Raw genomic sequence first — 24,434 nt, 5'->3', positions numbered from 1 at the left:
TGGTGATTCCGGCGGGGGAAGGTTCCAGGTAATCAGTTACCGTGACGTCCGCCCATCAGGTCTCAACGATCATGGTGTTCTCCACCTACCGTTGCCCCAACACCTGGGATTGTTTGACCGGTTCGACCGTACATGCGCGCGATTTTCTCCGCCCGCTTCGTGACAGAAGCGACGACGTCAGGTGCCGCCGGGCGCGTGCGAACCGACCAGATGAACCTCTGCCGGCAACCGTGACACGGCGGCAAGGCCCCGCAGGGAACGCCCCGAATTCACGGCCGCATGGGTATTCGGCAGCGCAGCCAGAGCCCGGAGCGCCACTGCGGCGCTGCCGAGGGGCAAGGTTTCAGTCGAAATTCCCTCCGCCGCGCAGAGAGTTCCTCCGTAGTTGCAGGCAACCAGCAGACTTGGGGTGCGTGCCAACATCTTCAGTTCCGTCAGGAGAAGCGGCGAGACACCCTCACCGGCGGCATCCGACGGCACGAATGCCCGAAGGAGGCGCGGCGGAAGGGAATTGCTCAGCAGCGCGGAATCCGCAACCGCCTGATTGGGTGGAATGCATGTGCGCGGCACCTTGTGTTCGAACTGGGATTAGAACCTGGTCGATTCAGCCTGACGTCGCGGGGTTTCAGCATCGTCTCCCGGTCATTGCGGTCGTGTAACTAATTTGCGCCTGCCGCACATTAGAACCGGCTCACGGTTCCGGTGGGCAACGGTGAGGAGCCGGTTATCCCGACGTAACCATTGACTTCCCACCCCCGTAACACGCGTCGTGGAGGATAGGCGTGTGCTCCGTCAACCACCCGGCGAAAGGATCCCCACATGATCTCGAAGAATATCTTTCTGCAAGGCGTCTTCCCGTTCGAGGGGGCGGGCCTCAGCACACCGGTGACCATCCACTCCGATCTCGCCCGGGTGGTTCCTGATGGGGCGATCAATCAGCCGCTGTACTTCCGCGGCGGCAACACCTCGGCGGAACTGGTCACCGTCGTGCTGGTACGCGACGGCGTGCCGATGCGGTATTTCCCCATGGGCGCCAAAGGCGATGTGAATGTGCCGCTGCGGGTGGTGGAGGACATTGAAGGAGGTTCGATGATCGAGTTGCGGCTGTTCGCGGAGGCCGGTGTCAACGGGTCCGTCGTGGTCGATCTCGGGATGGTGGAACACTGATGACTTCCGTACTGGAACGTTCCCCCGAAGTGAGCCGCTCCGGTGCCGCCACGGGTAATGACAGCCGGCGCCGCCTGGTGGTGATCGGCAACGGGATGGCGGGGGCCCGTGCCGTCGAGGAGATTCTGGCCCGGGGCGGAGGCGAGCAGTTTCAGGTCATCATGTTCGGCGACGAACCGTACGGCAACTACAACCGGATCATGCTCAGCCATGTGCTTTCCGGGGAGGAGAGCGATGCGGACATCTTCCTCAATTCCCTGCCCTGGTATGAGGAGAACGGAATAACCCTCCATGCCGGCGTGCGTGTAGAGAAGATCGATCCGTATGCCAAGGCGGTGTTCTCGGACGACGGCCGGCAGACGCCGTACGACGTGCTCATCATTGCCACCGGCAGCCGCTCGTTCATGCCCACGATGGACGGGCTGTATATGGAGGACGGTTCACTGCTGCCCGGTGTATTCGCCTTCCGCACCATCGACGACACCCGCAACATGGTTACCTATGCCCAGCACGAGCACCACGCCACGCCGTCGTGATCGGCGGGGGCCTGCTCGGTCTGGAAGCGGCCCGCGGGCTGCAGTCTCATGGAGTGGGAGTCGACGTCGTTCATTCCGGTGGACACCTGATGAATGCGCAGATGGGGCCGGAGGGCGGTGCGGTCCTGCGCCGCAGCGTGGAAGCGCTGGGTATCGGCGTGCATACCGGCAGCCGTACCACGGCGATTCTGGGACGGGATAAGGTCCGTGGCGTACGGCTGCGGGACAAACCTGATCTGGCGTGCCACATGGTCGTGGTCGCCGCGGGTATCAGACCCAATGTGGACGTCGCCGTGTCCAGCGGGCTGGCCGTCGAACGCGCGATAGTGGTGGACGACTACATGCGCGTCCAGGACGAGGAGGACATCTATGCGGTCGGCGAGTGTGTGCAGCATCGCGGCGAGGTGTACGGCTTGGTGGCACCACTGTGGGAGCAGGCCGCCGTGCTGGCGGATCAGGTGACCGGCGCCAACCCCACTTCCATGTATCTCGGGTCGCGCACAGCCACCAAACTGAAGGTGGCCGGGGTGGAGGTCGCCTCCATGGGCCTGCAGGGCCCGGAGCGGGACACGGACGAGCACATTGTGTTCTCGGAACCGAGTCGGGGCGTCTTCAAGTCGATCGTGATCCGGAACGAGAAGGTGGTAGGTGCGACGCTGCTCGGGGATAGCCGAAAGGTGGCCTACCTGACGCAGGCATTCGACCGGGGATTGCCGCTCCCGGAGGAGCGGATCTCGCTGATGTTCGACGTCGGAGGGCCCTCTGAGGAGGCGGGTGCTGCGGAACTGGCCAACGATGCGCAGGTCTGCAACTGCAACGGAGTGAGCAAAGGGAAACTGGTCGACGCCGTCAGAGGCGGCTTCAAGACGGTCTCCGGCGTTATGGACGCCACCCGTGCAGGCAAAGGCTGCGGCTCCTGCAAACTCATGGTGAAGCAGATCGTGGAGTGGGCTGCCGACGGTACCGTCGAAGAGGAACCATCGGCAACCTACTACGTTCCCGGCATTCCCCTGGACAAGCCCGCGTTGATGAAGGCCATCCGGGATCAGGGTTTGCGGTCAGTGTCGCAGGTATTCGCGGCGCTGGCACCCGGAGGGCGTGAGGACGCACGATCGAAGATGGGACTTGCCTCCCTGATGAAGATGATGCTTGCCGGCGAGTACATCGACGAGCGTGACGCACGGTTCGTCAACGACCGGGTGCACGCCAACATCCAGCGGGACGGCACGTTCTCCGTGGTGCCGCAGATGAAGGGAGGGGTTACCTCTCCCCAGCAGTTGCGGCGCATTGCCGACGTGGCGGAGAAATACCGGATCCCAATGGTGAAGCTGACGGGTGGGCAACGCATCGACCTGTTGGGTGTTCCAAAGGAGGACCTGCCCAAAGTATGGGCGGACCTCGATATGCCATCCGGCTACGCCTACGGCAAAAGCTTCCGCACGGTGAAGACCTGCGTGGGACAGGAATTCTGCCGTTTCGGCACCGGTGATTCGACGAAGCTCGGTGTGGAAATCGAGTCCACGTTTCAGGGCATCGAGTCGCCCGCGAAGATGAAGCTTGCCGTTTCCGGTTGCCCGCGTAACTGTGCCGAGTCGCTGGTCAAGGACGTCGGCGTCGTCGCGATCGACGGTGGCCGCTGGGAGATTTATGTGGGCGGCGCGGCGGGAGCACATATCCGCAAGGGGGACCTGCTTGCCACTGTGGATGATCCGGAGACCGTCAAGCTGCTGACGGGCCGCTTCATGCAGTATTACCGTGAGAACGCCAATTGGCTCGAGCGCACCTATGCGTTCGTTCCGCGCGTGGGCATAGAACACCTCCGCTCGGTGATTGTCGACGACGCAGAGGGCTTGGGCGAACAGCTGGATGCGGCAATGCAGGCGTCCATCGAGGACTACGTGGATCCCTGGAGGGAGCGGGCGGATCCGTTCACTCCAGGACAGTTCCGTACGGCTCTGCCGCTCGAGGTTCTCCCCCAAGTACCGGTAAGGGCCGACGGCCAGCCCATGCCTCAGACTGAGGCAGGCAGGGAAGCCGGCGACCTCAGGGTCACCCGATGAGCACGCATGCGGCCACGGGCGGCCACCTGCTTGGTCCGGTGGACCAGGTTCCGGTCGGCGAAGGGCGCGCGTTCGTGGTGGACGGTGACCAGGTTGCGGTGTTCCGCCTCCGTGACGGTTCCCTGCGGGCCCTGTCCGCGGTCTGCTCCCATCGGGGCGGGCCGATCGCCGACGGCACTCTCGACCGACAGGAGGTCATCTGTCCGCTCCATCAGCATGCCTTCTCGCTGGACAGCGGCTGCTCGAGCACAGGGGCCGGGCCGCTGCGGACCTACCACGCGTCTCTCGACGACAGCGGGAATATTGTGATTGCGTTCCCGCCTGGTTGATGACCTCCAAGCCGTGCTGCGTCAGGGCAAAAGCAAGTACTGCGTAGGAGCCCGAGAGGTTGAGCTCCTATTCGACTGGTGCGGGGAAGCCAAGAGCAATTTGACCGCTATAGGAGCATCGGTGATGCCGGAAGCCTGAAAGAGATGTGCTAGGAACAGCAACAGGTTCCGCTGAGCTTTCATGTCGCGGGCAGGGGTGCAGCATCCCTGGCCGGGGACTGCATGTCTGCGTGCAATGGCTGGAGCGAATCACTGAGGGATGCCAAATCCCCTTTCTTAAAAATGTTGGTTATGGAACGTTTAGCTTTGTTTAGGGGGAAAACAAATACCGGAATCGTACTGGAAGAGGTTTCTGTCCTTTGTGGGCAGCCACTTGCTGATAACCGTCTTAGGCGTTCAGGTCGCATTCACGGTGGTGATGCTGACCTTGCCGGGATCAAGGCTCCTGCTTTCGCTGGCTTCGCCTCCCCTACGGGAACTTCTGATTACCATCGCCGGATTCCTATTCTTTTCGACCTTTTATGCCGTCTAGCGGTGACAGGAAGGCCCGGCATGGCGAGAGGTCCAGGGTCCGCCGATTGAGGCATCTTGTCGGCGGGGTGTTACGCCCCCGTCAGGAACGGTGGTTTCCCGCTTTCCTCACCGGGACGGCAAAACTATTCGAGAACTTCGACGACCAACGCGGTGTTTACACCATTCAGATGCAGGTCAGGAAACCGTCCGGGTTCTTATGGGGTTCAACCCGCCGCGTACACCCGCACCCAATCCACCCGCATTTCGCCGGCGCCGTTGGCAGTGCTGTCAGGGAACCAGTCCAGTTGTAACGTCTGGTGCATCGGACCGGGAGGCTGATGCGCGGGATCGGTGTCTTCAAACCATTTCACCCCATCGACATAGCCCACGATCCCGCGCGGGGACCAGTCAAGCGCATAGTTGTGGAACTGGGTCACGTCCACGGGCTTGTACGCGGACGTCTGCAGGTTCGAACATCCATAGTGGTGGAAGAACTTGATGACGCTCCAGTCGCCAGTCGTCTCCGCGTAGTCGATCTCACCGTCACACGGCCAATTTTCACTATCGGGCCACAAGATGGACACCATATGGTATTCGTCATCACCAGACCCGGCCGCCCGAACTTCCCACCGGCCATACTTCTGGTTTGCAAACTTCGCGCCCATACCGGCGGTCGTGCCATCCGGCGTTCCATTGATGACCATCTTGGAACCGTCTACGGTAACTTGCCCGGGACTCCGGATACCGTTGCCCGCGTGGCCGGCACTGTTATAGACATTCCACTTCATGGCATCGGGCGCGCCAGCATAATTGAACTCATCCCCAGCTACCCGCGTGCCCCACCCATGAACCACGGCGGCCTCAGTGGAAATAACCGTGTCTGGCGCGGTGGTCACCACCAGCCTTGGGCGCAGGGCTGAGTTCGACGATTCCTTTGCCTTGAACCCGATCCACTTCTGCGCGTTGCTTTCCAGCTTGAAGTTTTGCTCGCCGCCCTTCGCGTTGACGCCCTTGGTCACATCCCATTCAACCCACGAGCCGGCGGCGAACCCGCCAGCCTTACCGAGCCATGTCCCGCGTGCCGGCGCGTTATTCCAGGTCACGCCCCGCTCGGTCCAGCCCCCAGACGTAGTAAAGACATCCACAAACTCAGTGGACGTTGCAGACGCCTCGGAATACGCCCGAAGTTTGGCTGAAACAACATGTTCACCCGGGGGAACCTGCACGGAGAACCGCAGGAGCGAATTCCGCCAGATGTACGCACGGCCTTCTGTGGACAAACGGACGCTGGATCCAAAATTCGTAGTCGCCCTGTCCGCCTGCACGTACGTGTCCATAAGTAAAGAGGTAGTCGCGGCGGAACCTGCGGTTGTCGGAGTGATAACTGCGCACAGAAACAGAATTGTCGACGCAACGGCCAAGTATCTGCGCCTGAACATCATGCCGCGTCGGTTCCGCTGGGTGGGCAACGGCTGAACGCTCGTAGATTCCATGTCTATCGCTGTTCCTACTGGGAAAGTAATGTGTCCGGCTGCCTGAGCCAGCGCCGACCCAGAAACAACGACGGCTGAATGCGAGCTACTTCAAAGCGTAGACCCGGGCAAAATCGCGGGCAATCGATCCCCTATACCCAAATTTTTGGGACTGGTGAAAACACCTATACCTAATGCGAAATGGATGATCCCCTTATAAGGCCATTGAACCGGAACTCGAATTCAAGGGCGGCAGAGGGTCCTGCCCGAAGTTCCGATAAAACCGACCAGTCAGTCTGGTTTGTAGCAGAGTCATCCCATGCACAGCTGGCGTCCGCAGGCTGAAGAACCGCAACAGGAAGGGCGTGGGTCTGCCGTCATGGTTCGGCGTCGGAACCGCATTCCCCCTGGGAGTGTGGACAACGGGGGGCTCCCGCAACCCGGCCTCCCGCCGTCGTGCTTTGTGAAAAGATCAACCATGCGCGCCATGCAATTTTCCAGCAAACTCCAGAACGTCCGGTACGAACTCCGGGGACCCATCCTCCAGGCGGCCAAGAACATGGAGGCCGAAGGGCACCGAATCCTGAAGATGAACCTCGGGGACACCGCACCGTTCGGGCTGGAGGCGCCGGAGTCGGTGGTGGTGGACATGATCCACCACCTGCGCGGCGCCCAGGGCTACAGCGACTCCAAGGGCATCTTCACCGCCCGCACGGCCATCTCGCAGTACTACCAGACCCGCGGACTGATGAACATCGGCGTCGAGGACATCGTCATCGGGAACGGCGTCAGCGAACTGATCTCCATGTGCCTGCAGGCATTCATGGAGAACGGTGACGAGATCCTGGTCCCCGCACCGGACTATCCGCTCTGGACCGCCGCCGTGACCCTGACCGGCGGCCAACCAGTCCACTACCTCTGCGACGAGGCGGAGAACTGGTGGCCGGACATGGCCGACGTTGAAGCCAAGATCACCAGCCGCACCAAAGGCATCGTGATCATCAACCCGAACAACCCCACCGGCGCGGTGTACCCCCGGCACATCCTGGAGCAGTTCGCCGCCCTGGCCCGCAAGCACAACCTGGTCCTGTTCTCCGACGAGATCTACGAAAAGGTCCTTTACGAGGACGCCAAACACATCCATACCGCATCCGTGGCCGAGGACATTTGCTGCCTCACCTTCAGCGGCCTGTCCAAGGCCTACCGCATGCCCGGCTACCGCGCCGGCTGGGTGGCCGTCACCGGCCCCCTCGCCGCCACTGCCGGCTACCGCGAAGCCCTGGAGCTGCTCGCCTCGCTCCGTCTCTGCGCCAACGTCCCCGCCCAGCACGCCATCCAGACCTGCCTGGGCGGCTACCAGAGCATCGAGGCACTGGTGAAGCCAGGCGGACGGTTGCGCGAGCAGCGCGACCTCGCCCACAAGCTCCTCACCGCCATTCCCGGAGTCACCTGCGTGCCGGCGGCGGGCGCCATGTACCTGTTCCCGCGCCTGGACCCGGACCTGTACCCCATCACGAACGATGAAAAGTTCGTGCTGGACCTCCTGCAGGAGCAAAAGATCCTCGTCTCCCACGGCACAGCGTTCAACTGGCCCACACCGGACCACTTCCGGTTTGTGATCCTCCCGTCCGTCCTGGACATCGAGGAGGCAGTAGAGCGGATCGCCACGTTCCTGGCCGGCTACCGCAGCCGCGGCGCGGCCTAGGCGGACCGGCTCCTGGCGGCAGCCGCCTCCAGCAGCCGCTGGGCCTCGCGCACAATCCAGTCAGCGTTGGAGGCGGCGGCTGCTGCGCTGCGCCTGGCATCCGCTGCGCCTTCCTTCTGCAGGATGCCCACCGCGAGGGCGCTCATCAGGTCGGCGTCCTCCGCCGTGGCCAGGTCGCTGCCGATCAGCTGCACGAGCACCTTCAGTCCGGCCAGCCGGCGCTGCGGATCGGCGTCGTTGAGCGCCGAGTCGATTGCCCATTCGGCGCGCTTCCACCACTGGTCCCGGCGGTCCGCGCGGTCCTTCTGCCGGTACGCCAGGTAAGCAACAAGCACGACGCCGAACGTCGCCAGCGGCGCAAGGGCCGCCGCCCCGGCCACCGCGGCCCAGATCCCCTGCACGATCTCCATGCCCCTACCTTAGGTGCCGCCTCCCACAGTTCCCGGCAGCGTCAACGCCCGGCGGAAACAGCGCGGGATCAAACAACTAACCGGCACCTAACCGCCGGGAAACCGTCCTGCAACATTGCCCCTCCACACTGGTTACTGCCGGCAAAGAGCCGGCACCAGCTCCAGCCAGGAGGCCCCGCCGTGATGAAGAAAGCGACCCCGCATGTAACCAGAGTCCGCGCCCTGGACCAGCTCCACCGGGGTGACGAAATTGAAGCCCGCCTCTCCGTCGGGCCCTCCTACGATGATGTGGTGATCCGCCGCGGCAGCGTCCAGGAAACAGCGCCGGGCATCGGCGTCGTCTGGATCATGGACCGGATCACGGGCCTCCGGAAAGCAATCAATACGGACGAATGCAGCGTCTGGCGGGTCGCCTGAGCATCCTCCTCGGCTGGGGCCTGCAGCATCACCAGCCGCGGCGGCGGGCGTAGTCAGTAAGGACTGCCCGCGGCCGCGGTACCGGCGGGTTCAGCCTCCGGCCACCGACTGGATGACCAAAACCTCCTGCCCGGGTGCCACCACGGTCTCCAGCCCCTGCAGCCGGCGCACCTCGTCGCCGTCCACGTAAATGTTCACGAACCGCCGCAGGGCGCCCGTTTCATCCCGCAGCCGCCTGGCGAGCACCGCAAAGTCGGACGTGACGGCGTCCAGCAGCTTTCCCACCGTCACCGGCCCGTCGGCGGGCGCAGTCAGCACGGACTGCCCGCCGGCCAGCGGCTGCAGCACGCTGGGGAGCACCACGGCGATGTCAGGCACCGGCCACCACGGCCGCCCGCACGCACAGGACGTCCGGCAGGTGTGCTGCCACTTCCCTGAACGTCTCACCCTCGTCGGCACTGGCGTAAACCGTGCCGCCCCGGGTACCGAAGTACACCCCGGCCGGTTCCGCCGTATCCACCGAGGCAGCATCGCGCAGGACGCTGTTGTACTCGCCCCTTGGCAGCCCGAAGGCCATCCGTTTCCAGGTGGAGCCGGCGTCGTCCGTGCGGTGGACCGCCAGCTCGCCGTTGGGTGGAATACGCTCCCCGTCCGCCTTCAACGGGATGACCCACGCAGTCCCCTCCCGCCGGGGGTGCGTAAGCATCACGAAGCCGAAATCTGCCGGCAGGCCCTCCGCGATGGACTTCCACGTGTCCGCGTTGTCATCTGTGCGGTAGACACCGTGGTGGTTCTGCGCATAGAGGCGTCCCTCGACGGCGGGATCGGCGGCGATCTTGTGCACGCACTGCCCGAATTCCGGGTTGGGGTCCGGCATGAAGTACGCCGAAATCCCCTTGTTGCGCGGCTCCCAGGAGCTGCCGCCGTCGAGCGAACGGTAAACGCCGCCCGTGCTCATGGCGACATGGACAGTCTCCCCCGCCGGGTGGACCACGATCGAGTGCGCCGCTGCACCACCGTAGCCCGCACCCCACTCGCTGCGGTGCGGGTGGTCCCAAAGCCCGCGGTTCAGCTCGAAGTGCTCACCGCCGTCCGTGGACTTCCACAGGGAAATGGGTTCCGCTCCTGCCCAGACGACGCCCGGCCTGGAGGCCACGTCCGGGTAGATCTGCCAGACGCGTTCAACCGCCGCGCCGGTATCTTCCGGGAACTTGATTGCCCCCTGCTCGGGCTCCGACCAGGTGGCCCCGAGATCATCGGAGTGCGCAACAGTGGGCCCCCAATGCTCGCTCCGCACGCCGACCATGATGCGGGTGCGGCCGTCCCTGGTGTCGATCCCGATGCTGGGGATCTCACTCATCAGGAAGTGGGGGCCGGTGAAGGACCATTCGCGCCTGTCCTGGCTGGTGGCCAGCCAAAGGCCTTTTTTGGTCCCGATCGCCAAGACAAAACTCTCTGCGGATGCCATGCGCACCATGCAACCACTGCGGTCCGGAGCCCGCAACGGTTTGGGGCCCTGAACCGCCGGGTCAGTCCACGAACTCGGACTGGGTTTCGATAAAGTCCCAGTCGGCGTCGGTGAGCACGGCGGCCGGATTTTCAGGGTGGGGTCCGCCGGCTTCGGCGATGCCCTGGATAACGTGAAGCGGCAGCTCCTCCGCGCGGAGGTTCTCGCGCAGCCACTCCTTGGAGTCGAGGTCCAGGTCCAGCCACCACATGTAGATTTCCATGACGCCCACCTTTCGTTCAGCTCCAACGTTAGGCGCGGCGTCTTGGCCGGACAAGGGTGGATTGCCAGGTCCAGTAGCCGGGGCAGCCGGGCGCGTACCCACAAGTAACCCGTCGGCGGGCCGCCCTCAAAAGTCGAGTACCTCCTACTCAGGACCTGCCCCTGCCACCGCTCCTAGCCTGAAACCTCAAGCAAGCTGACCGTGCTGCTGGGGCATACGGCAAGACGCTGGCCCTCCCTGCACATGGTCCGTTTCACACGAACTGGGGAGACAACAAATGAAACGTACTTTCGCCACGTTGGGGGTGGTGGGACTCGCCGCTTTGGTGGTAGCGGCTCCTGCATCAGCCGACCGCGGCAACGACAACGCAATCATGATCTGCCACGCGGGTTCCGGCAAGAATGCCGGAACGTACAGTCCGATCATGATTGATGTCAACGGGCTGCACGGCCACGACCACCACCCGGAGGACATCATTCCGCCCAACGAGTTCCTGAGCAACGGGCAGAACTGGGGCAGCGGCGCGGCTATCCACGCCGCCGGATGTGTGGACGTGGACGATCCGGTAGCGGAAGAGCCGGTGGTGAACCCGCCGGTCGTCAACCCGCCCGTCGTCAACCCGCCCGGGGGTGAATCTCCGGCGGTCGAAACGCCGGTGGTAGCACCCGTCGTCGAACCGCCAGCCGCCGTCGTCGAACCGCCAGCCGCGCCCGTGGTCCAGCAGCCGTTGGTGGCACCGGCGGCAGGCGCCGTGGCGCCGCAGGCACAAACCGCCGCACCCGCACCGCAGGCCCCGGTCCGCACCGGCACCGCCGCTTCCGCCACCGCCAGCCTAGGTACCAACCAGGGATATAACGCACAGACCGCCGTCAGTGGAGCCGAGGGTTCCTCCGCCTGGCTTGGCGGCCTTGGTGCGCTGGTGGCGGCTGGAGCAGCCGTTGCAGTACGCCGCCGGTCCGCCGGTTCCATGGCCGGCTGATCCCGGAAACCTGCGCCGCAGCCAGCGGCCGCGTGACAAGGAAGGCGTCCTGCCAGTGCCCGGCAGGGCGCCTTCCTCCCTAACTTCAACCCGCAACCGCCGAGGAGCAGCATGTCCCAGGAACGGAGCCGGCACGCGGCGCAGCCACAGCGCGCGCGGCGGCGCTGGAACCGCGGAGACCTTGCCATTCTGCTTGCCGGCGTTGCGGCCTTCCTGGCCATCACGTTCGGTGTGCCCCTGCTCACCCAGCCCCAGCCGGCCGCCGTCGGAAGCAGCGCCGGCTCCGTTCCCTCCGCTGCCTCCCTGGTGGTGCCGGAACCCATCGCGGTTACCGGCTCGAGGAAGGCCCCGGACACGACGACGGCGCCAGCCACCCCGGCTGTCCGGCAGGCACCAGCCGCTGTGCTTCCGCCGGCCGCAGCACCTGTGCGTATCCGCTACCCCTCGGCCGGCTTCGATGTGCCGGTGTACCCGCTGGAGCTGGACGGCGCAGCCCGGGCCAGCCAGACCATCGTGCCGCCGGAAACCAGGGACGGTTACTGGCTGACCCCGTTCGGGATACCCGGCGGGGGCTCCGCCAACACCACCTACGTCATCGGCCACAGCTGGGACGGGGCAGAGGCGCCGTTCAACCACCTCAGTTCGTCGTCGCGCGTGGGAGACCGCTTGGAAGTGGATACCACGGCCGGGACCATCGCCTACCAGGTGGACAACGTGACCACCTATGTGAAATCAGGTTTAAAGGACAGCCCCGTCTGGGACATCGTGCCCAACCGACTGGTCCTCATCAGCTGCTACACGGAGGACCCCTGGGGCAAGAACGTGGTTATCACGGCCTCACCTGCGGTTTCTTAGTCCGGCAACCGCCGGTTACCTGTTCATCGCCCCCTGCATGGGCGGACAATGAGCTATGACATCGGAACGCTTCAGCGGGACTGCCCCGCTGCTGGTCGGGATCATGCCCAGGCAGCATCCCGAGGTTCTGCAGACTGCCACGTCCCTTGCTGCCCGGCTCGGCACTCCCCTGCTCTGCGCGTATGTGGATGAAGCCAGCTACCTGGTGGAGTGGGACCCGGCCCGCTCGGCGCACCGCCTGTCACTCCATCCGGATGCTGATGACACGGAAATCCGGACCCTGACCACGGAACTCAAAACGGCCGTGCAGGCTGCCGTGGATGAGCTTCCTTCCGGAAGCGGACGGGTGGAGTGGACGCTGCGCACCCTCTCCGGGGACCCCGCACGCGCACTGGGCCGCTTGGCGGCCGAGGCCAACGCACCCATGATCATTGTGGGTACCTCTGAACGGGGTTTTTCCCACCGGCTTGCGGAAGCGCTCAACGGCTCGGTGGGGGCCTGGCTCAGCCACCATCAGAGCAGGCCGGTACTGGTGGTCCCCTACCGGATGCCGGCCCACGAAGACCGGCCCTGACGCCGTCCTCACGTTTTTCGGGACGCCGGAAAGAAGCCCGGAAAATAAAGTGAAAGTAGTTATTCGCGGTGCTGGCGGTGGCAAGTACCAGCCAGTAAGCTGATTTACGCAAGCCAGGCACCACGCCGCGTGGAGGCTGGACTGCCCAAAGGCCGCTCCGGAGTGCGTATCCCCCAATAACGCACTCCGGAGCTTTTTTGTGCCCTTTCGCAGCGCACTGCCATACCCCCTGGGGGTAGTTGCGCCTATACCCCTTGGGGGTATACCTTTAGAACCATGAACCCCATGGAAGAAGCGGTCTCCCTGCCTGCAGGGGAAGAGGCTGCGGACCACGGCTACACCGGCAACAAGGACGCCTACCTGCGCCGTCTGAAGCGGATTGAAGGCCAGGTGCGGGGCATCGCGCGGATGGTGGACGAGGACAAGTACTGCATCGACATCCTTACCCAGGTTTCCGCCGTCACCAAGGCGCTGCATGCGGTGAGCCTGGGGCTGGTGGAAGAGCATATCGGCCACTGCGTGGTGGGAGCCGCCTCCGAGCCGGACCCCGCCGCCCGCGCTGAAGCCATCGATGCCAAGGTCAAGGAAGCCGCTGATGCCATCGGCCGGCTGCTGCGCTAGAACAATACCCATCCACGCCGGTTACCGCCGGCACAACACGAGGAGCCAGCCATGAGCACCACCTCCCCCACCACCACTACCGTCAACGTCTCCGGCATGACCTGCGGGCACTGCGTCTCCGCCGTCAGCGAGGAACTCGAGGCCCTCGCAGGAGTGGAGGCCGTTGACGTTGAACTGAACGCCGGCGGCATCTCCACGGTCACCATCACCTCCACCAAGGAACTCGCACCTGCCGAAATCGGGGAAGCCGTGGCAGAAGCCGGATACCTGGTCGTCGCCAACGAAGCCTAGAAAGGCAACCGGGACAAGGACATGAGTCATCAGGAACTGCTCCACCCTGCGGGCACCCGGGTGGTGGAGCTGGACATTGAGGGCATGACCTGCGCCTCCTGCGTGAACCGGGTGGAAAAGAAGCTCGGCAAGCTCGCAGGCGTGGCCGCCTCGGTCAACCTGCCACTCGAGTCCGCCTACGTAACGGTCCCCGACGGCATCACCGATGACCAACTGGTGGACACCGTCAACGCCGCGGGCTACAAGGCAACCGTCCGTGCACCGCAGCCACCGGCGGAGGCCGGATCCCTGGAAGAAGCGGACGCCCACGCCGCAGCGCGCCTCCGTCCGCGCTTGATGGTCGCCGCAGTCCTCACCGTGCCCGTGTTCCTGATCTCCATGCTCCCCGGGTTCCAGTTTCCCAACTGGGGCTGGGTTGCGGCCGCCCTGTCCCTGCCCGTCGTGACGTGGGCCGCCTGGCCGTTCCACCGCGCCGCAGCCGTCAACGCCCGCCACCTTGCTTCCACAATGGACACCCTGGTGTCCCTCGGGGTGGCCGCGGCATACCTGTTCTCGGCCTGGCAGCTCGCGGCCGATCCCCGGATGACGGAGCACCCCGGCATGGAGGGCATGGGAACCGGCGGCCTCTACTTCGAGGTGGCCGCCGTTGTCACCACGTTCCTGCTCCTCGGCCGGTACCTCGAAGCCCGCGCCAAACAGCGCGCCGGCAGCGCCCTGCAGGCCCTCCTCAACCTCGGCGCCAAGGACGCCACGGTGGTGCGCGACGGCGTGGAGCACCGCGTCCCCGCGGACCGGCTGCAGGTGGGTGACCTCATTGTCGTCCGGCCTGGTGAAAAAATCGCCACCGACGGCGTGGTTGTGGACGGAAACTCCGCGGTGGACACGTCCCTGGTCACCGGCGAATCCGTCCCGGTGGAAGCCGGGCCCGGCACGGCCGTCACGGGTGCCACCATCAATACGTCCGGCCGGCTCCTGGTCAAAGCAACCCGGGTGGGGTCCGGGACCACGCTGGCCCAGATGGCCCGCCTGGTGTCCCAGGCCCAGACCGGCAAGGCCCCCATCGCCCGGCTGGCGGACCGCATCAGCGCCGTGTTCGTTCCGGTGGTCCTGGCCATTGCGGCGGCTACGTTCATCCTGTGGCTCCTGTTCGCGGGCCCGTCCATAACAAGCGGGGAGCTACGTGCGGCCTTTACCGCCGCCGTCGCCGTCCTGGTCATTGCCTGCCCCTGCGCACTGGGCCTGGCCACTCCGGTGGGCCTGCTGACCGGCACCGGCCGGGGCGCCCAACTGGGCATCCTCATCAAGGGGCCACAGGTCCTCGAGGACACCCGCACCGTGGACACCATCCTGCTGGACAAGACCGGCACTGTGACCACCGGCGTCCTGGCCGTGGACGGCACCACCGCGTTCGACGGCTTCACGGACCGTGATGTCCTGCGGCTGGCCGGGGCGGTGGAAGCGGCCTCCGAGCATCCGGTGGCGCACGCCATTGCGGCGTCGGCAAGGGAAGCCGAAGCACGGTACGACGGCGGCGCCCTTCCTTCCGTCACAGGCTTCCGTTCCGCTCCGGGCGGCGGAGTCCGGGGCACCGTCGAGGGGCGGCTGGTGGTGGCGGGCCGCATCGGCTGGCTGCAGCAGAACGGCATCCAGCCTGGCAGCGGGCAGCATGCTGTGCTCGAGGCCGCGGAAGCGGCCGGCGCCACCGCTGTCTGGGTTGCCGTGGACGGCACTCCCGCCGGTGTCATCAGCCTGCGCGACACCATCAAGGAAGGCTCCGCCGCGGCCGTGGCGCGGCTCAAGCACCTGGGACTCCGTCCCATCCTGCTGACCGGAGACAACGCAGCCGTGGCCGCCCAGGTGGCTGCCGCCGTCGGGATTGATCCGCAGGATGTCTACGCCGGAGTCCTGCCGGAAGGAAAAGTCGAGGCGGTGCGGAAGCTGCAGGCCGGCGGCGCCACCGTCGCCATGGCCGGCGACGGCGTCAATGACGCCGCCGCCCTGGCGCAGGCGGATCTTGGCATCGCGATGGGCTCCGGCACGGACGTGGCTATCGAAGCCGCCGACCTGACGGTAATGGGCAACGACCTCGGCCAGGTGGCACAGGCCATCGAGCTGTCCCGGAAGACCCTCTCGACCATCAAGACCAATCTGTTCTGGGCCTTCTTCTACAATGCGGTGGGCATTCCGGTTGCCTCGCTGGGGCTGCTGAATCCCATGATTGCCGGCGCCGCGATGGCGGCCAGCTCTGTCCTGGTGGTGGCGAACTCGCTGCGGCTGCGGACCTTCGGCAAGTAGCAGCCTGCTCCGGGAAGGCGGCGGTCAGGCCGCGCCGTACCGGACAGCCGCGCGGGCCTTGGCCTTGGCCGCTTCGACCTCCCGGTCCTTGGGCGGCGCCGAGCTAACCAGGGAGTCCAGGAGGTGCTGGGTGATGTGGGCGATCTCGTGGACCGCCTCATCGAACGCTTCCTGGTTGGCCTTCGAAGGCTTGGTGCTGCCGCTGATCTTGCGCACGTACTGCAGGGCGGCGGCGTGCACTTCCTCGGAGGTGGCGTGCGGCTCGAAGTTGTGGAGGGTTCGGATATTCCGGCACATATGGCCATGCTAGGCTCTGGAGCGCCTGGGATCGACCCCTCCTGCGCAGCTTAGCGGACACTAGTCGATGGGGAGTCCGGCATGGGCAGGGGTGCCCATCGACGCTGTTTTAAGGGCGGGGTAGGTTTTAGGCAATGGATCTTCCGGATGAGCCGGGGGGCCGCTGGGGAGCCGACCAGGTTCGGATCCACGATCCACACAAGGAGAAACTGATGGCTATTTGGGGTGCAGACGTTGAGCAGCTTCGCCAGCTCGGCAGCAAGCTTCAGGCAGGTGCGTCCGAGATCGAGACGCAGAAATCCACTCTCACCAAGGTTTTGAGCAGCACCGACTGGAAGGGCCCGGACGCGGACAAGTTCCGCCAGGAATGGTCCGGTACCCACTCCACCATGCTGACCAAGGTTGCTGAAGCGCTGAAGGAAGCCGGCAACCAGGCCAAGCGGAACGCCGAAGAGCAGACCCAGGCTTCCCGCTAACCACCGGTTAATGAAGCCCGCAGGGCCCGGACACCACGCGGTGCCCGGGCCCTGCCACGTTCTACCAGGCTCGCACAGCCGGATTCAGGAACTTCCGGAACTGCCGGGGCACTTAGGGGACGGGTTCGACGTCGTTCGCGTGCTCCAGCGGTGACGGCGCCCTGGGAGCCGCCGCGGCTTGCCCGCTGCCGCCGGCGTACGCACCGGCCCGGCTGGCCGGGGCCCGGAGTTCATCAAGCCGGACCAGGATGACACCGCCCACAATGAGCACCCCGCCCAGCAGTTGGATGGCGCCGGGCAGCTCGCCCAGCAGCAACCAGGCCCAGACGACGGCGAAGAGGACCTCGGTCAGCGACACAAAGGACGCCACCTTGGAACCGAGGGCGCGGGCGGCCATGATGCCCGAAACGTAAGCGAGGACTGTGGCCAGGATGACGAGTCCGGCGAGGGGAACCCACCACGGGGTGACCCAGGGCCCCAGCCTGGTGTCCGCGGTACTGAAGGCCATGGGCAGCAGGCCGGTGGCTGCGGCGAGCCACATCACCGCTGCGCCCACCATCAGGCCTCCCGAGGCCAGCACGATGGGCGGCAGGGTGTCGTTCTCCCTGGCCGTGATGAAGAAGTACATGGCAAGGCAGACTGCCGCCGCGATGCCCCAGAGCACTCCCACAGGGTCCACCTTGACCGCACCGGTGAGGTCGAGGACCAGCACCAGCCCGGCCAGGGAGAGCAGGGTTCCGCCGAGCGTCAGCACACGCGGCCGCTTCCGGCTGGCGGCCCAAAGCCACAGCACGATGAGCACAGGCGCCAGGTACTCGAGCAGGAGTGCCACGCCGACGGACAGGCGGGCCACCGCGTTGAAGTAGAACAGCTGGCAGGCGGCCACGCCGATCAGGCCGAAAAGTACGATGGTCAGCCAGTTATCCCGGAGCTGGTGCCAGCGCCCCCGCAATGCCAACAGGGCGGGGATGGCGAGGATCAGGGCGGCGCCCGTGAGCCGCATGGTCACGGCCGCTCCGGTGGACCAGCCGGTTTCCAGCAGTGCTTTGGCGAACGAGCCGGAAAGCCCGAATACCGCGGTGGAAAGAAGCGCGACGCCCAGGCCGGACGCCATGAATCCCCGCGGGGACGCCGGTGCGGAACGGCTCTGTGTCTTGTTCTTGGCGGCAGGCACCGTCGCCTCCTGTCAGGGGTAAAGTGGGGTAATGGTCATGACAGTACCGCCGGGAGCTGTAAGGAGTCAAGATGGTTTTTGCCCCTGACACTGAGGTGGCGCTGCGGTCCGTGGTGGATCTCATCAATTCCGCAGCGAACGGCAGGGAGGAACTGGCCACGCAGGCTGATCTTGACGCGTTCCTCGCGGCCGAAGGTTTCTCCGGTTCACGGACCCGGAATGCGGCTGAGCTGGACAGCGTGCGTGCCCTGCGGAGCCGGCTCGCCGAGCTTTGGACGGCCAATGAGGACGCGGCGGTGGACACGGTGAACCGGCTGCTGCGGGAGGCGAACGCCCTCCCCCAGCTGGTTAAGCACGACAACTGGGACTGGCACCTGCACGCCACCGCGCCCGAGGCCCCGCTTGCGGACAGGATGAGCACCGAGGCGGCAATGGCCCTGGCGGACGTGATCCGCAGCAAGGAGATGGACCGGCTGCGGACGTGCGAGGCGGAGGACTGCAATGCGGCGGTCCTGGACCTGACGCGGAACAGATCCAAGCGCTACTGCGATACCGGAAACTGCGCCAACCGGGCGCACGTGGCTGCCTACCGAGCCCGGCAGGCGGCGGCGAACTAGGACGGGGACGGCACCCGGGGTCAGCGGTCCGCGGAACCCTCAGGGCCGGCGTCGGACGCTGGCGGGTTCTGGGAACCGGGGGCACCAAAGCCGTGCGACGGCCTCTTCGCCGAGCTCAGGTTGACGCCCGATCCCTTGCCCAGGTGCTCGGCGTTCTCCTTGTAGCTCATGGACAGCATGGCGGCGATCACCAGGGTGACAATGAACGCGATCCCGGCGCCGGTGAAGGCAAGGTCGAAGCGCGGCACCTTGGCGCTGCCGCCGGATGCGAAGATGAGCACGGCGACGAACGTGACCGCGGCCCAGAACGCGGAGAACATCAGCGGCCCCTTCACCGAGGTCCGCAGCTTGCGCGGTTTTCCTGGATGCTGGTCTGCCACGGTAGATCCTCCCTGCAGGGCGGCATGCCGGCCGTCCTGGTGTGCGTTGGTGGTGGTACGCCCGGCCAAATTTTCTACACTGGGTAGAACCGCGCCTTCCTAGTTTACGGCTTTTCGGCGCCGCTCCGGGCATCGTGCCTTAGCGTGAGGCCGGAGAGGATCCACAGCACACCGGAAATGATCGCCCCGCCTCCTGCCACGCCCAGAAGGGCGTGGGCGCCCAGGCTGACGAAGAACGGCAGGACCGCGGCGGTTCCCAGGCCGATAATGCCCGAGGCGATCCAGTCCCGGGCAAGTACGTGGCGGCTGCGGTTCCGCAGGCCGCACCACAGTTCCAGGGCTCCGGCGGCGCCCAGAGCCAGCGCTGCGATGACGGCGAACAGCAGGTCACTGTGCAGCAGTACCAGGGCGAAGCCGGCACCGGCCAGAACGGAACCGGCCGCGGAAAGCAGCTTGCCCTGCGCCGAGTCCCGCTGGAAACCCGTGGCGGGGACACCCCGAAGGAACACCACGCCCGTGGCGAGCAGGTACAGTCCGCCCGCCCAGCCCATCACCTGGATAGAGGGCGACGGCCAGAAGATGGTCACCGCCCCAAAGACAAGCGCAGCCGCCGAGCGAAGCAGAACCGGCTTCCAAAGGTCCGGGCGGGGTGCGGTTGCTGGCATGGCTCCTGCGGGCTTAAGCGGTTGGGTCACCGGTCCAGTTTAGTGCCGGACAGTCCCGGCTGTTCCAGCGGCTAGGCGGAACCGAGGACCATCCATTTGTCCGACCGCGCACGGATGCCCAGCGTCAGCGCCCGAGCAGCCATGTAGCCCACGGCAAAAGCGGCCCAGAGCCAGCCCAGGCCGGCAGCACCTGCGGCGCCCGACCAGGCCACCGCGGCCAGCAGCGGCAAGTAGACCGCCAGGTTGACCAGCCCTGCCAGGGCCAGGTACCTCGCATCCCCCGCGCCGATCAGGACGCCGTCGAGCACAAAAACATATCCGGCAACCGGCTGCCCGGCGGCAAGGACCCACAGGGCCACTGCCAGGACAGCCTGCACCTGGGGGTCCGGGGTGAAAAGCGCGCCCACCCAGGGGGCGGCGACGGCCAGGAGCACTCCGGTGATCACGCCGAATCCGGTCCCCCAGCGGATCATGGTGCCGGTCAATGCCCGTGCTTTGGCAGCGTTGGACGCGCCCAGTTCCTTGCCGATCAGGGCCTGCGCGGCAATCGCGAGGGCGTCCAGGGCGAAGGCCAGGAACGAAAAGATGGTCATCGCCAGCTGGTGTGCCGCGAGGTTGACTGCGCCCTGCGCCGTGACCACCAGCACCGTTACCAGGATGGCGGCGCGCAGGCTCAGCGTGCGCAGCATCAGCCAGGAACCCACCCTGGTCATGCTGCGGATGCCCCGCCAGCTGGGCAGGAGGCTCACTCCGTGGGCGGCCGCGTTGCGGCGGACCATCACCAGGTAAACAGCCGCCATGGCCCACTGCGCCACGCTGGTTCCCACGGCCGAACCGGTGACGGACCAGCCCAGGCCATACACCAGCCAGAAATTCAGGACGACGTTGAGTCCGAAACCGGCGGTTGCCACCACCAGCGGCGTCCGGGTGTCCTGCAGGCCACGGAGGACACCGGTGCCGGCAAAGATGAGCAGCATGGCCACCAGCCCGGGCATGGACCAGCGCAAATAGTCGACGGCGAAGGCCCGCACCTCGCCTTCCGCCCCCATCAGCCCGATCAGCGGCTCGGCGGCGGCGAACCCGGCCACTGCAAGAACCAAACCCAGCAGCAGCGCCAGCCAGACGCCGTCGCGCCCTGCCGCGAGGGCCTTGCCCAGCTGCCCGTCCCCGATGGCCCGTGCAACGGCAGGGGTGGTGGAATAAGCCAGGAAAACCATCAACCCGACGGCGGTATGCAGCACCGCCGATGCCAACCCCACGCCGGCGAGCTGCGCCACCCCAAGGTGCCCCACGATGGCGGAATCCGCGAGCAGGAACAGCGGTTCGGCAACGAGCGCACCAAAAGCGGGGACGGCGAGGCGGAGGATCTCCCGGGCGTGGCTCTTGCCGCCCGCAACGGGAAGGGACGTGGAAGGCTGGGGCACCGTGCCAGCTTAACGGTCCGCCGTCCTGCCGGCCTGTCGCGGCCCGCGTGGTGGCCGCACTCCTCGCCCTCGACATGTTGGGCGCCCTGTTCCTGGTGCACGCATCCGCGGGAGTCTTCGCGTCGTGCTTCAACCGCCCGAATCGCCGGAACGGTGCCGGGACGCTGTTCCGGTACAGCTATCCCGCAGCTTTCCGGCGTTTTCGGCGGATTTTGGCCGCCCTCCTGGGTGACTGGCGCAAAGAAATCGCGTGGCCCTCGTCCGACAGCACGGAACTGTGGATCTACACCACCGCCGCAGGTACCGACGTGCGGCTACGCACGCTCATGCACGATCCGGTGTACCGGCTGTCCCTGGCAAGGGAGACATCTCCTACAACCAGCCGCCGCACCCGGGCTTCTTCATCGGGGAAGGCATGGAGATCCCGTCCCAGCCGGATATCGTCTACACCCGCTAATTCGCACCGGCCGAGCTCCCGTCCACCTGCAGGTGGGCAGGGCAGCCTGCTTAACCCGACCGGCCGGTAACCGAAAGCGCCAGTATGATCGCAGCATGACCCGGACCGGCACCCCGAACTCTGTGACCCTCCGATTCCTGGCCGCCCCCACCGACGTGGGCCACAGCGGGTCCGTTGACGCCGGCACCGTGCTGGAGTGGGTGGACAAGGCCGCCTATGCCGCGGCCGTGGGATGGGCCAAGTCCTACTGCGTCACCGCCTACGTGGGAAACATCCACTTCGCGGATCCCGTCAACAGCGGCGACATGGTGGAGGTGGAGGCCACCATCGTGTACACGGGCCGTTCCTCCATGCATATCCACACGGTGGTGTCCTCAGGAGATCCCAAGGGCGGTCCAGCCACTATGCGAAGCCAGTGCATGGTGATCTTCGTGGCCGTCGGGCAGGACGGAAAGCCGATTCCCGTGCCGCAGTTCGAGCCCGTCACGCCGGCGGAGATTGAACAGCGGGACCACGCCCTTGCCCGGATCAAGGTTCGCGAACAGATCGTGGAAGCCATGAACCGCCAGGAATATACCGATGCGGGAACGGCGGAAAGAGTGACGCTGCGGTTCATGGCAGCGCCCACGGACGTGAACTGGGGTGGCAAGGTACACGGCGGGATCGTCATGAAATGGATCGATGAGGCCGCCTACGTCTGCGCATCCCGCTATTGCGGCAGGGACACCGTGGCAGTCTTCTCCGGCGGCGTCCGCTTCTACCGTCCGCTACTGATCGGGCACGTGGTGGAGGTGGAGGCCAGGCTTGTGTATACCGGCACCAAGGGCATGCACATCGCCGTCCACGTCCGCTCAGGAGACCCCAAGGGCCGCGAACTGAACCTCACCACGTACTGCCTCACGGTTATGGTGGCGCGCGACGACGAGGGCACGTCGGTGGCGATCCCCGCGTGGGTGCCGGTCAGCGACGAGGATAAGCGCCTGCACGCGCATGCACGCGAACTGCTGGAAATCCGCGCGGCCGCGCCGGGTAACCGGCTACCGAACCATCTGCTTCAGCAGGCGGCGGCCGGCGAGGTTTCCTAGAAGCCGCCGCCGGTGTCGCCGGCCATGTTGGCAAAGCGCGAATAGTGGCCCTGGAATGCGACAACAATGTCCTTGGTGGGGCCATTACGGTGCTTGGCCACAAGGATGTCGGCTTCCCCGGCGCGGGGTGATTCCTTGTCGTAGACGTCCTCGCGGTGGAGGAGGATCACCATGTCCGCGTCCTGCTCGATGGAGCCGGACTCGCGGAGGTCCGAAACCATGGGCCGCTTGTCCTGGCGCTGCTCCGAGCCACGGTTCAGCTGGGACAGGGCGATGACCGGGACCTGGAGTTCCTTGGCCAGCAGCTTCAGTGCACGGGAAAACTCGGAGACTTCCTGCTGGCGGGACTCTACCTTCTTGCCGGAGCTCATCAGCTGCAGGTAGTCCAGTACCACGAGCTTGAGGTCATGCTGCTGCTTGAGGCGGCGGCATTTGGCCCGGATTTCCATGAGAGACATGTTGGGGCTGTCGTCAATGAACAGTGGAGCGTCGTTCATGCGCCCCATGGTGGTGGCGATCTTGGACCATTGCTCGTCCTTGATGGTCCCCTTCCGGAGGTCCTGGAGGCTGATGGTGGCCTCCGCGGACAGCAGGCGCATCGCAATCTCGTTCCGGCCCATTTCGAGGGAAAACATGACAGTGGCCAAGTTGTTCTTGATGGCAGCGGAACGGGCAAAGTCCAGGGCGAACGTGGACTTGCCGACGGCGGGGCGCGCCGCGATGACGATCATCTGGCCGGGATGCAGGCCGTGGGTCAGTTCATCGAGCTCGTAGAACCCGGTAGGGACGCCCACCATGCCTTCACCGCGGTGGCCGGAAGCCTCGATCTCGTCCACGGTGGATTCCATGACGTCCTTGAGGACAACGTAATCCTCGGCTGTGCGCCGTTCCGCCACCGCGTAGACCTCGGCCTGGGCCTGGTTGACCAGGTCCTCCACCTCGCCGTCTGAGCCGTAGCCCAGCTGTACGATTTTGGTGCCGGCGTTCACAAGGCGCCGAAGGACGGCGCGCTCGGCCACGATTTCGGCGTAGTACCCGGCGTTGGCAGCGGTGGGAACTGTCTGGATCAGTTCGTGGAGGTAAGCGGGCCCGCCGATCCTGTTGATTTCCCCGCGCTTGGTCAGTTCATCGGAGACAGTGACGGCATCTGCGGGCTCACCCCGGCCGTACAGGTCAATGACGGCTTCGTAGATGGTTTCGTGCGCCGGCCGGTAAAAGTCCTGGCCGCGCAGAATTTCCACTACGTCTGCAATGGCATCCTTAGAGAGCATCATGCCGCCGAGGACTGACTGCTCTGCAGCGATGTCCTGGGGTGGCTTCCGGCTTGTGTCTGATCCGCGGGTAGTCTCCACCGGGTCCAGATGCGCAATTGACAATGCTGCCGTCCTCCACTTGTACCGGGCTGGGTTGCCCGGAAACTATTCGTCCTGTCGGGGGCTCGCCCGGTAGTCCGTGCTCCGCCTTCCCATCAGGTCTACCTGCCGGGTCCGACATTGCCGCAACGGTTCCCGCAAGGCCTTTGTGGAAGTTATCCCCAATGTCCACAGGTTTTCCACAGGAGCCCTTTTTGGGAGTTATCCGGCAGCCGTCGGTTGCGTTTTCGCGTCCGGCGGGGCTCCCTTTTCCGCCTCAAAAACAGGTACCCCGCTACGCTAACTGTCTACGCCCCGGCCGCAAAGCCGGGAAACCTGCGCGCTTGTGGATAACCTGTGCAGTAAAGGGCATAGCTTGTGCACAGTCTGTGCGGAACCCTGTGGATATAAAAAATCTTTCCCTTGTTACCCCCCACTGACCTGCGAAAACGTTGCCTCCACCCTGTGGAGTAAATATTTCTTCTGTGGAATTTCATCCACAGGCTTGTGATCCGGTGAGGAGCGGGGACACCATGACGCACTCATTCAAGGC

General features: G+C 65.3%; 24 protein-coding genes and 2 pseudogenes. 15 read left to right on the top strand and 11 right to left on the bottom strand.

Annotation, left to right across the window (positions count from 1 at the left end; genetic code table 11):
* The first annotated feature begins 819 nt into the window (after positions 1-819).
* The 3 genes and pseudogenes from FDW83_RS08150 (at position 820) to FDW83_RS08140 (ending at position 4,092) form a co-directional block, all read left to right on the top strand.
* Positions 820-1,167 (top strand): molybdopterin oxidoreductase, encoded by a 348-nt coding sequence (locus tag FDW83_RS08150; RefSeq protein ID WP_138137305.1) that lies wholly within the window; start codon positions 820-822, stop codon positions 1,165-1,167.
* A gap of 95 nt (positions 1,168-1,262) precedes the next feature.
* A pseudogene (gene nirB, locus FDW83_RS08145) lies at positions 1,263-3,694 on the top strand (nitrite reductase large subunit NirB); the annotation flags it as partial.
* A 65-nt stretch (positions 3,695-3,759) separates the two neighbouring features.
* Positions 3,760-4,092: a Rieske (2Fe-2S) protein gene (locus FDW83_RS08140; protein WP_138137303.1), complete on the top strand. Its 333-nt coding sequence runs from the start codon at positions 3,760-3,762 to the stop codon at positions 4,090-4,092.
* Positions 4,093-4,829: 737 nt separating this feature from the next.
* On the opposite strand, the gene FDW83_RS08135 is transcribed toward FDW83_RS08140, so the two are convergent.
* Positions 4,830-5,942 (bottom strand): DNRLRE domain-containing protein, encoded by a 1,113-nt coding sequence (locus FDW83_RS08135; RefSeq protein WP_138137301.1) that lies wholly within the window; start codon positions 5,940-5,942, stop codon positions 4,830-4,832.
* A 613-nt stretch (positions 5,943-6,555) separates the two neighbouring features.
* Here FDW83_RS08135 and FDW83_RS08130 point away from each other — a divergent pair.
* A complete protein-coding gene (locus tag FDW83_RS08130; RefSeq protein ID WP_138137299.1) occupies positions 6,556-7,782 on the top strand; it encodes a pyridoxal phosphate-dependent aminotransferase in 1,227 nt (408 codons plus the stop codon).
* On the opposite strand, the gene FDW83_RS08125 is transcribed toward FDW83_RS08130, so the two are convergent.
* The gene (locus FDW83_RS08125) at positions 7,779-8,192 is read right to left on the bottom strand and encodes a hypothetical protein (RefSeq protein ID WP_138137297.1); all 414 of its coding nucleotides are present in this window, start codon (positions 8,190-8,192) and stop codon (positions 7,779-7,781) included. The genes FDW83_RS08130 and FDW83_RS08125 overlap by 4 nt on opposite strands.
* 180 nt (positions 8,193-8,372) lie before the next feature.
* Between FDW83_RS08125 and FDW83_RS08120 the strand changes: the two genes are divergently transcribed.
* Positions 8,373-8,609, top strand: a complete 237-nt coding sequence (locus tag FDW83_RS08120) for a hypothetical protein (RefSeq protein ID WP_138137295.1) — start codon at positions 8,373-8,375, stop codon at positions 8,607-8,609.
* Positions 8,610-8,699: 90 nt separating this feature from the next.
* Here FDW83_RS08120 and FDW83_RS08115 read toward each other — a convergent pair whose 3' ends face one another.
* From FDW83_RS08115 to FDW83_RS08105, 3 genes are read right to left on the bottom strand one after another with little or no spacing between them, the layout of a single operon-like run.
* Complete coding sequence (locus FDW83_RS08115) at positions 8,700-8,987, bottom strand: MoaD/ThiS family protein (RefSeq protein WP_138137293.1); 288 nt, start codon at positions 8,985-8,987, stop codon at positions 8,700-8,702.
* On the bottom strand, positions 8,980-10,086 hold the full coding sequence (locus tag FDW83_RS08110; RefSeq protein ID WP_138137291.1) for an exo-alpha-sialidase: 1,107 nt from the start codon (positions 10,084-10,086) through the stop codon (positions 8,980-8,982). The genes FDW83_RS08115 and FDW83_RS08110 overlap by 8 nt, the downstream gene beginning before the upstream one ends.
* A gap of 52 nt (positions 10,087-10,138) precedes the next feature.
* Positions 10,139-10,339, bottom strand: coding sequence for a hypothetical protein (locus FDW83_RS08105; protein WP_138137290.1), 201 nt, complete (start codon positions 10,337-10,339; stop codon positions 10,139-10,141).
* Between the two features lie 277 nt (positions 10,340-10,616).
* Here FDW83_RS08105 and FDW83_RS08100 point away from each other — a divergent pair, with 277 nt between their 5' ends.
* The 6 genes from FDW83_RS08100 (at position 10,617) to FDW83_RS08075 (ending at position 15,954) form a co-directional block, all read left to right on the top strand.
* Positions 10,617-11,318 (top strand): hypothetical protein, encoded by a 702-nt coding sequence (locus FDW83_RS08100; protein WP_138137288.1) that lies wholly within the window; start codon positions 10,617-10,619, stop codon positions 11,316-11,318.
* A 111-nt stretch (positions 11,319-11,429) separates the two neighbouring features.
* Positions 11,430-12,173, top strand: coding sequence for a class F sortase (locus tag FDW83_RS08095; protein ID WP_138137286.1), 744 nt, complete (start codon positions 11,430-11,432; stop codon positions 12,171-12,173).
* Between the two features lie 55 nt (positions 12,174-12,228).
* On the top strand, positions 12,229-12,747 hold the full coding sequence (locus FDW83_RS08090) for a universal stress protein (RefSeq protein WP_138137284.1): 519 nt from the start codon (positions 12,229-12,231) through the stop codon (positions 12,745-12,747).
* Positions 12,748-13,023: 276 nt separating this feature from the next.
* A complete protein-coding gene (locus tag FDW83_RS08085; protein WP_138137282.1) occupies positions 13,024-13,368 on the top strand; it encodes a metal-sensitive transcriptional regulator in 345 nt (114 codons plus the stop codon).
* Between the two features lie 51 nt (positions 13,369-13,419).
* On the top strand, positions 13,420-13,659 hold the full coding sequence (locus FDW83_RS08080; protein ID WP_138137280.1) for a heavy-metal-associated domain-containing protein: 240 nt from the start codon (positions 13,420-13,422) through the stop codon (positions 13,657-13,659).
* Between the two features lie 21 nt (positions 13,660-13,680).
* On the top strand, positions 13,681-15,954 hold the full coding sequence (locus FDW83_RS08075; protein ID WP_138137278.1) for a cation-translocating P-type ATPase: 2,274 nt from the start codon (positions 13,681-13,683) through the stop codon (positions 15,952-15,954).
* A 24-nt stretch (positions 15,955-15,978) separates the two neighbouring features.
* On the opposite strand, the gene FDW83_RS08070 is transcribed toward FDW83_RS08075, so the two are convergent.
* A complete protein-coding gene (locus tag FDW83_RS08070) occupies positions 15,979-16,251 on the bottom strand; it encodes a DUF2277 domain-containing protein (protein WP_138137277.1) in 273 nt (90 codons plus the stop codon).
* 212 nt (positions 16,252-16,463) lie between these two features.
* On the opposite strand from FDW83_RS08070, the gene FDW83_RS08065 reads away from it, so the two are divergent.
* Entirely contained in the window at positions 16,464-16,727 is a 264-nt protein-coding gene (locus FDW83_RS08065; protein WP_138137275.1) for a WXG100 family type VII secretion target, read from the top strand.
* A gap of 112 nt (positions 16,728-16,839) precedes the next feature.
* On the opposite strand, the gene FDW83_RS08060 is transcribed toward FDW83_RS08065, so the two are convergent.
* On the bottom strand, positions 16,840-17,841 hold the full coding sequence (locus tag FDW83_RS08060) for a DMT family transporter (protein ID WP_138137515.1): 1,002 nt from the start codon (positions 17,839-17,841) through the stop codon (positions 16,840-16,842).
* A gap of 131 nt (positions 17,842-17,972) precedes the next feature.
* On the opposite strand from FDW83_RS08060, the gene FDW83_RS08055 reads away from it, so the two are divergent.
* Entirely contained in the window at positions 17,973-18,518 is a 546-nt protein-coding gene (locus FDW83_RS08055; RefSeq protein ID WP_138137273.1) for an ABATE domain-containing protein, read from the top strand.
* Between the two features lie 20 nt (positions 18,519-18,538).
* Here FDW83_RS08055 and FDW83_RS08050 read toward each other — a convergent pair whose 3' ends face one another.
* The 3 genes from FDW83_RS08050 to FDW83_RS08040 form a co-directional block, all read right to left on the bottom strand.
* Positions 18,539-18,898 carry a hypothetical protein gene (locus FDW83_RS08050; RefSeq protein WP_138137513.1) on the bottom strand — a complete coding sequence of 120 codons (360 nt, stop codon included), beginning with the start codon at positions 18,896-18,898 and terminating at the stop codon, positions 18,539-18,541.
* 104 nt (positions 18,899-19,002) lie between these two features.
* On the bottom strand, positions 19,003-19,593 hold the full coding sequence (locus tag FDW83_RS08045; protein ID WP_240720898.1) for a DUF308 domain-containing protein: 591 nt from the start codon (positions 19,591-19,593) through the stop codon (positions 19,003-19,005).
* Between the two features lie 41 nt (positions 19,594-19,634).
* The gene (locus tag FDW83_RS08040) at positions 19,635-20,987 is read right to left on the bottom strand and encodes an MATE family efflux transporter (RefSeq protein ID WP_138137271.1); all 1,353 of its coding nucleotides are present in this window, start codon (positions 20,985-20,987) and stop codon (positions 19,635-19,637) included.
* Positions 20,988-21,196: 209 nt separating this feature from the next.
* Between FDW83_RS08040 and FDW83_RS19420 the strand changes: the two are divergent.
* Positions 21,197-21,444 (top strand): annotated as a pseudogene (locus tag FDW83_RS19420) (hypothetical protein); the annotation flags it as partial.
* Between the two features lie 95 nt (positions 21,445-21,539).
* Positions 21,540-22,529, top strand: coding sequence for an acyl-CoA thioesterase (locus tag FDW83_RS08030; protein WP_138137269.1), 990 nt, complete (start codon positions 21,540-21,542; stop codon positions 22,527-22,529).
* Here the strand turns inward: FDW83_RS08030 and dnaB are convergent.
* Positions 22,526-23,905 carry a replicative DNA helicase gene (gene dnaB / locus FDW83_RS08025; RefSeq protein WP_138137267.1) on the bottom strand — a complete coding sequence of 460 codons (1,380 nt, stop codon included), beginning with the start codon at positions 23,903-23,905 and terminating at the stop codon, positions 22,526-22,528. The two genes, FDW83_RS08030 and dnaB, sit on opposite strands and share 4 nt — an antisense overlap.
* Between the last annotated feature and the right edge of the window lie 529 nt (positions 23,906-24,434).

This window comes from Pseudarthrobacter sp. NamE2, assembly GCF_005796205.1.
Classification (GTDB): Bacteria; Actinomycetota; Actinomycetes; order Actinomycetales; family Micrococcaceae; genus Arthrobacter.
The sequence above is the reverse complement of the archived record's forward strand: the minus strand, read 5'-3'. Positions and strand labels throughout refer to the sequence as shown.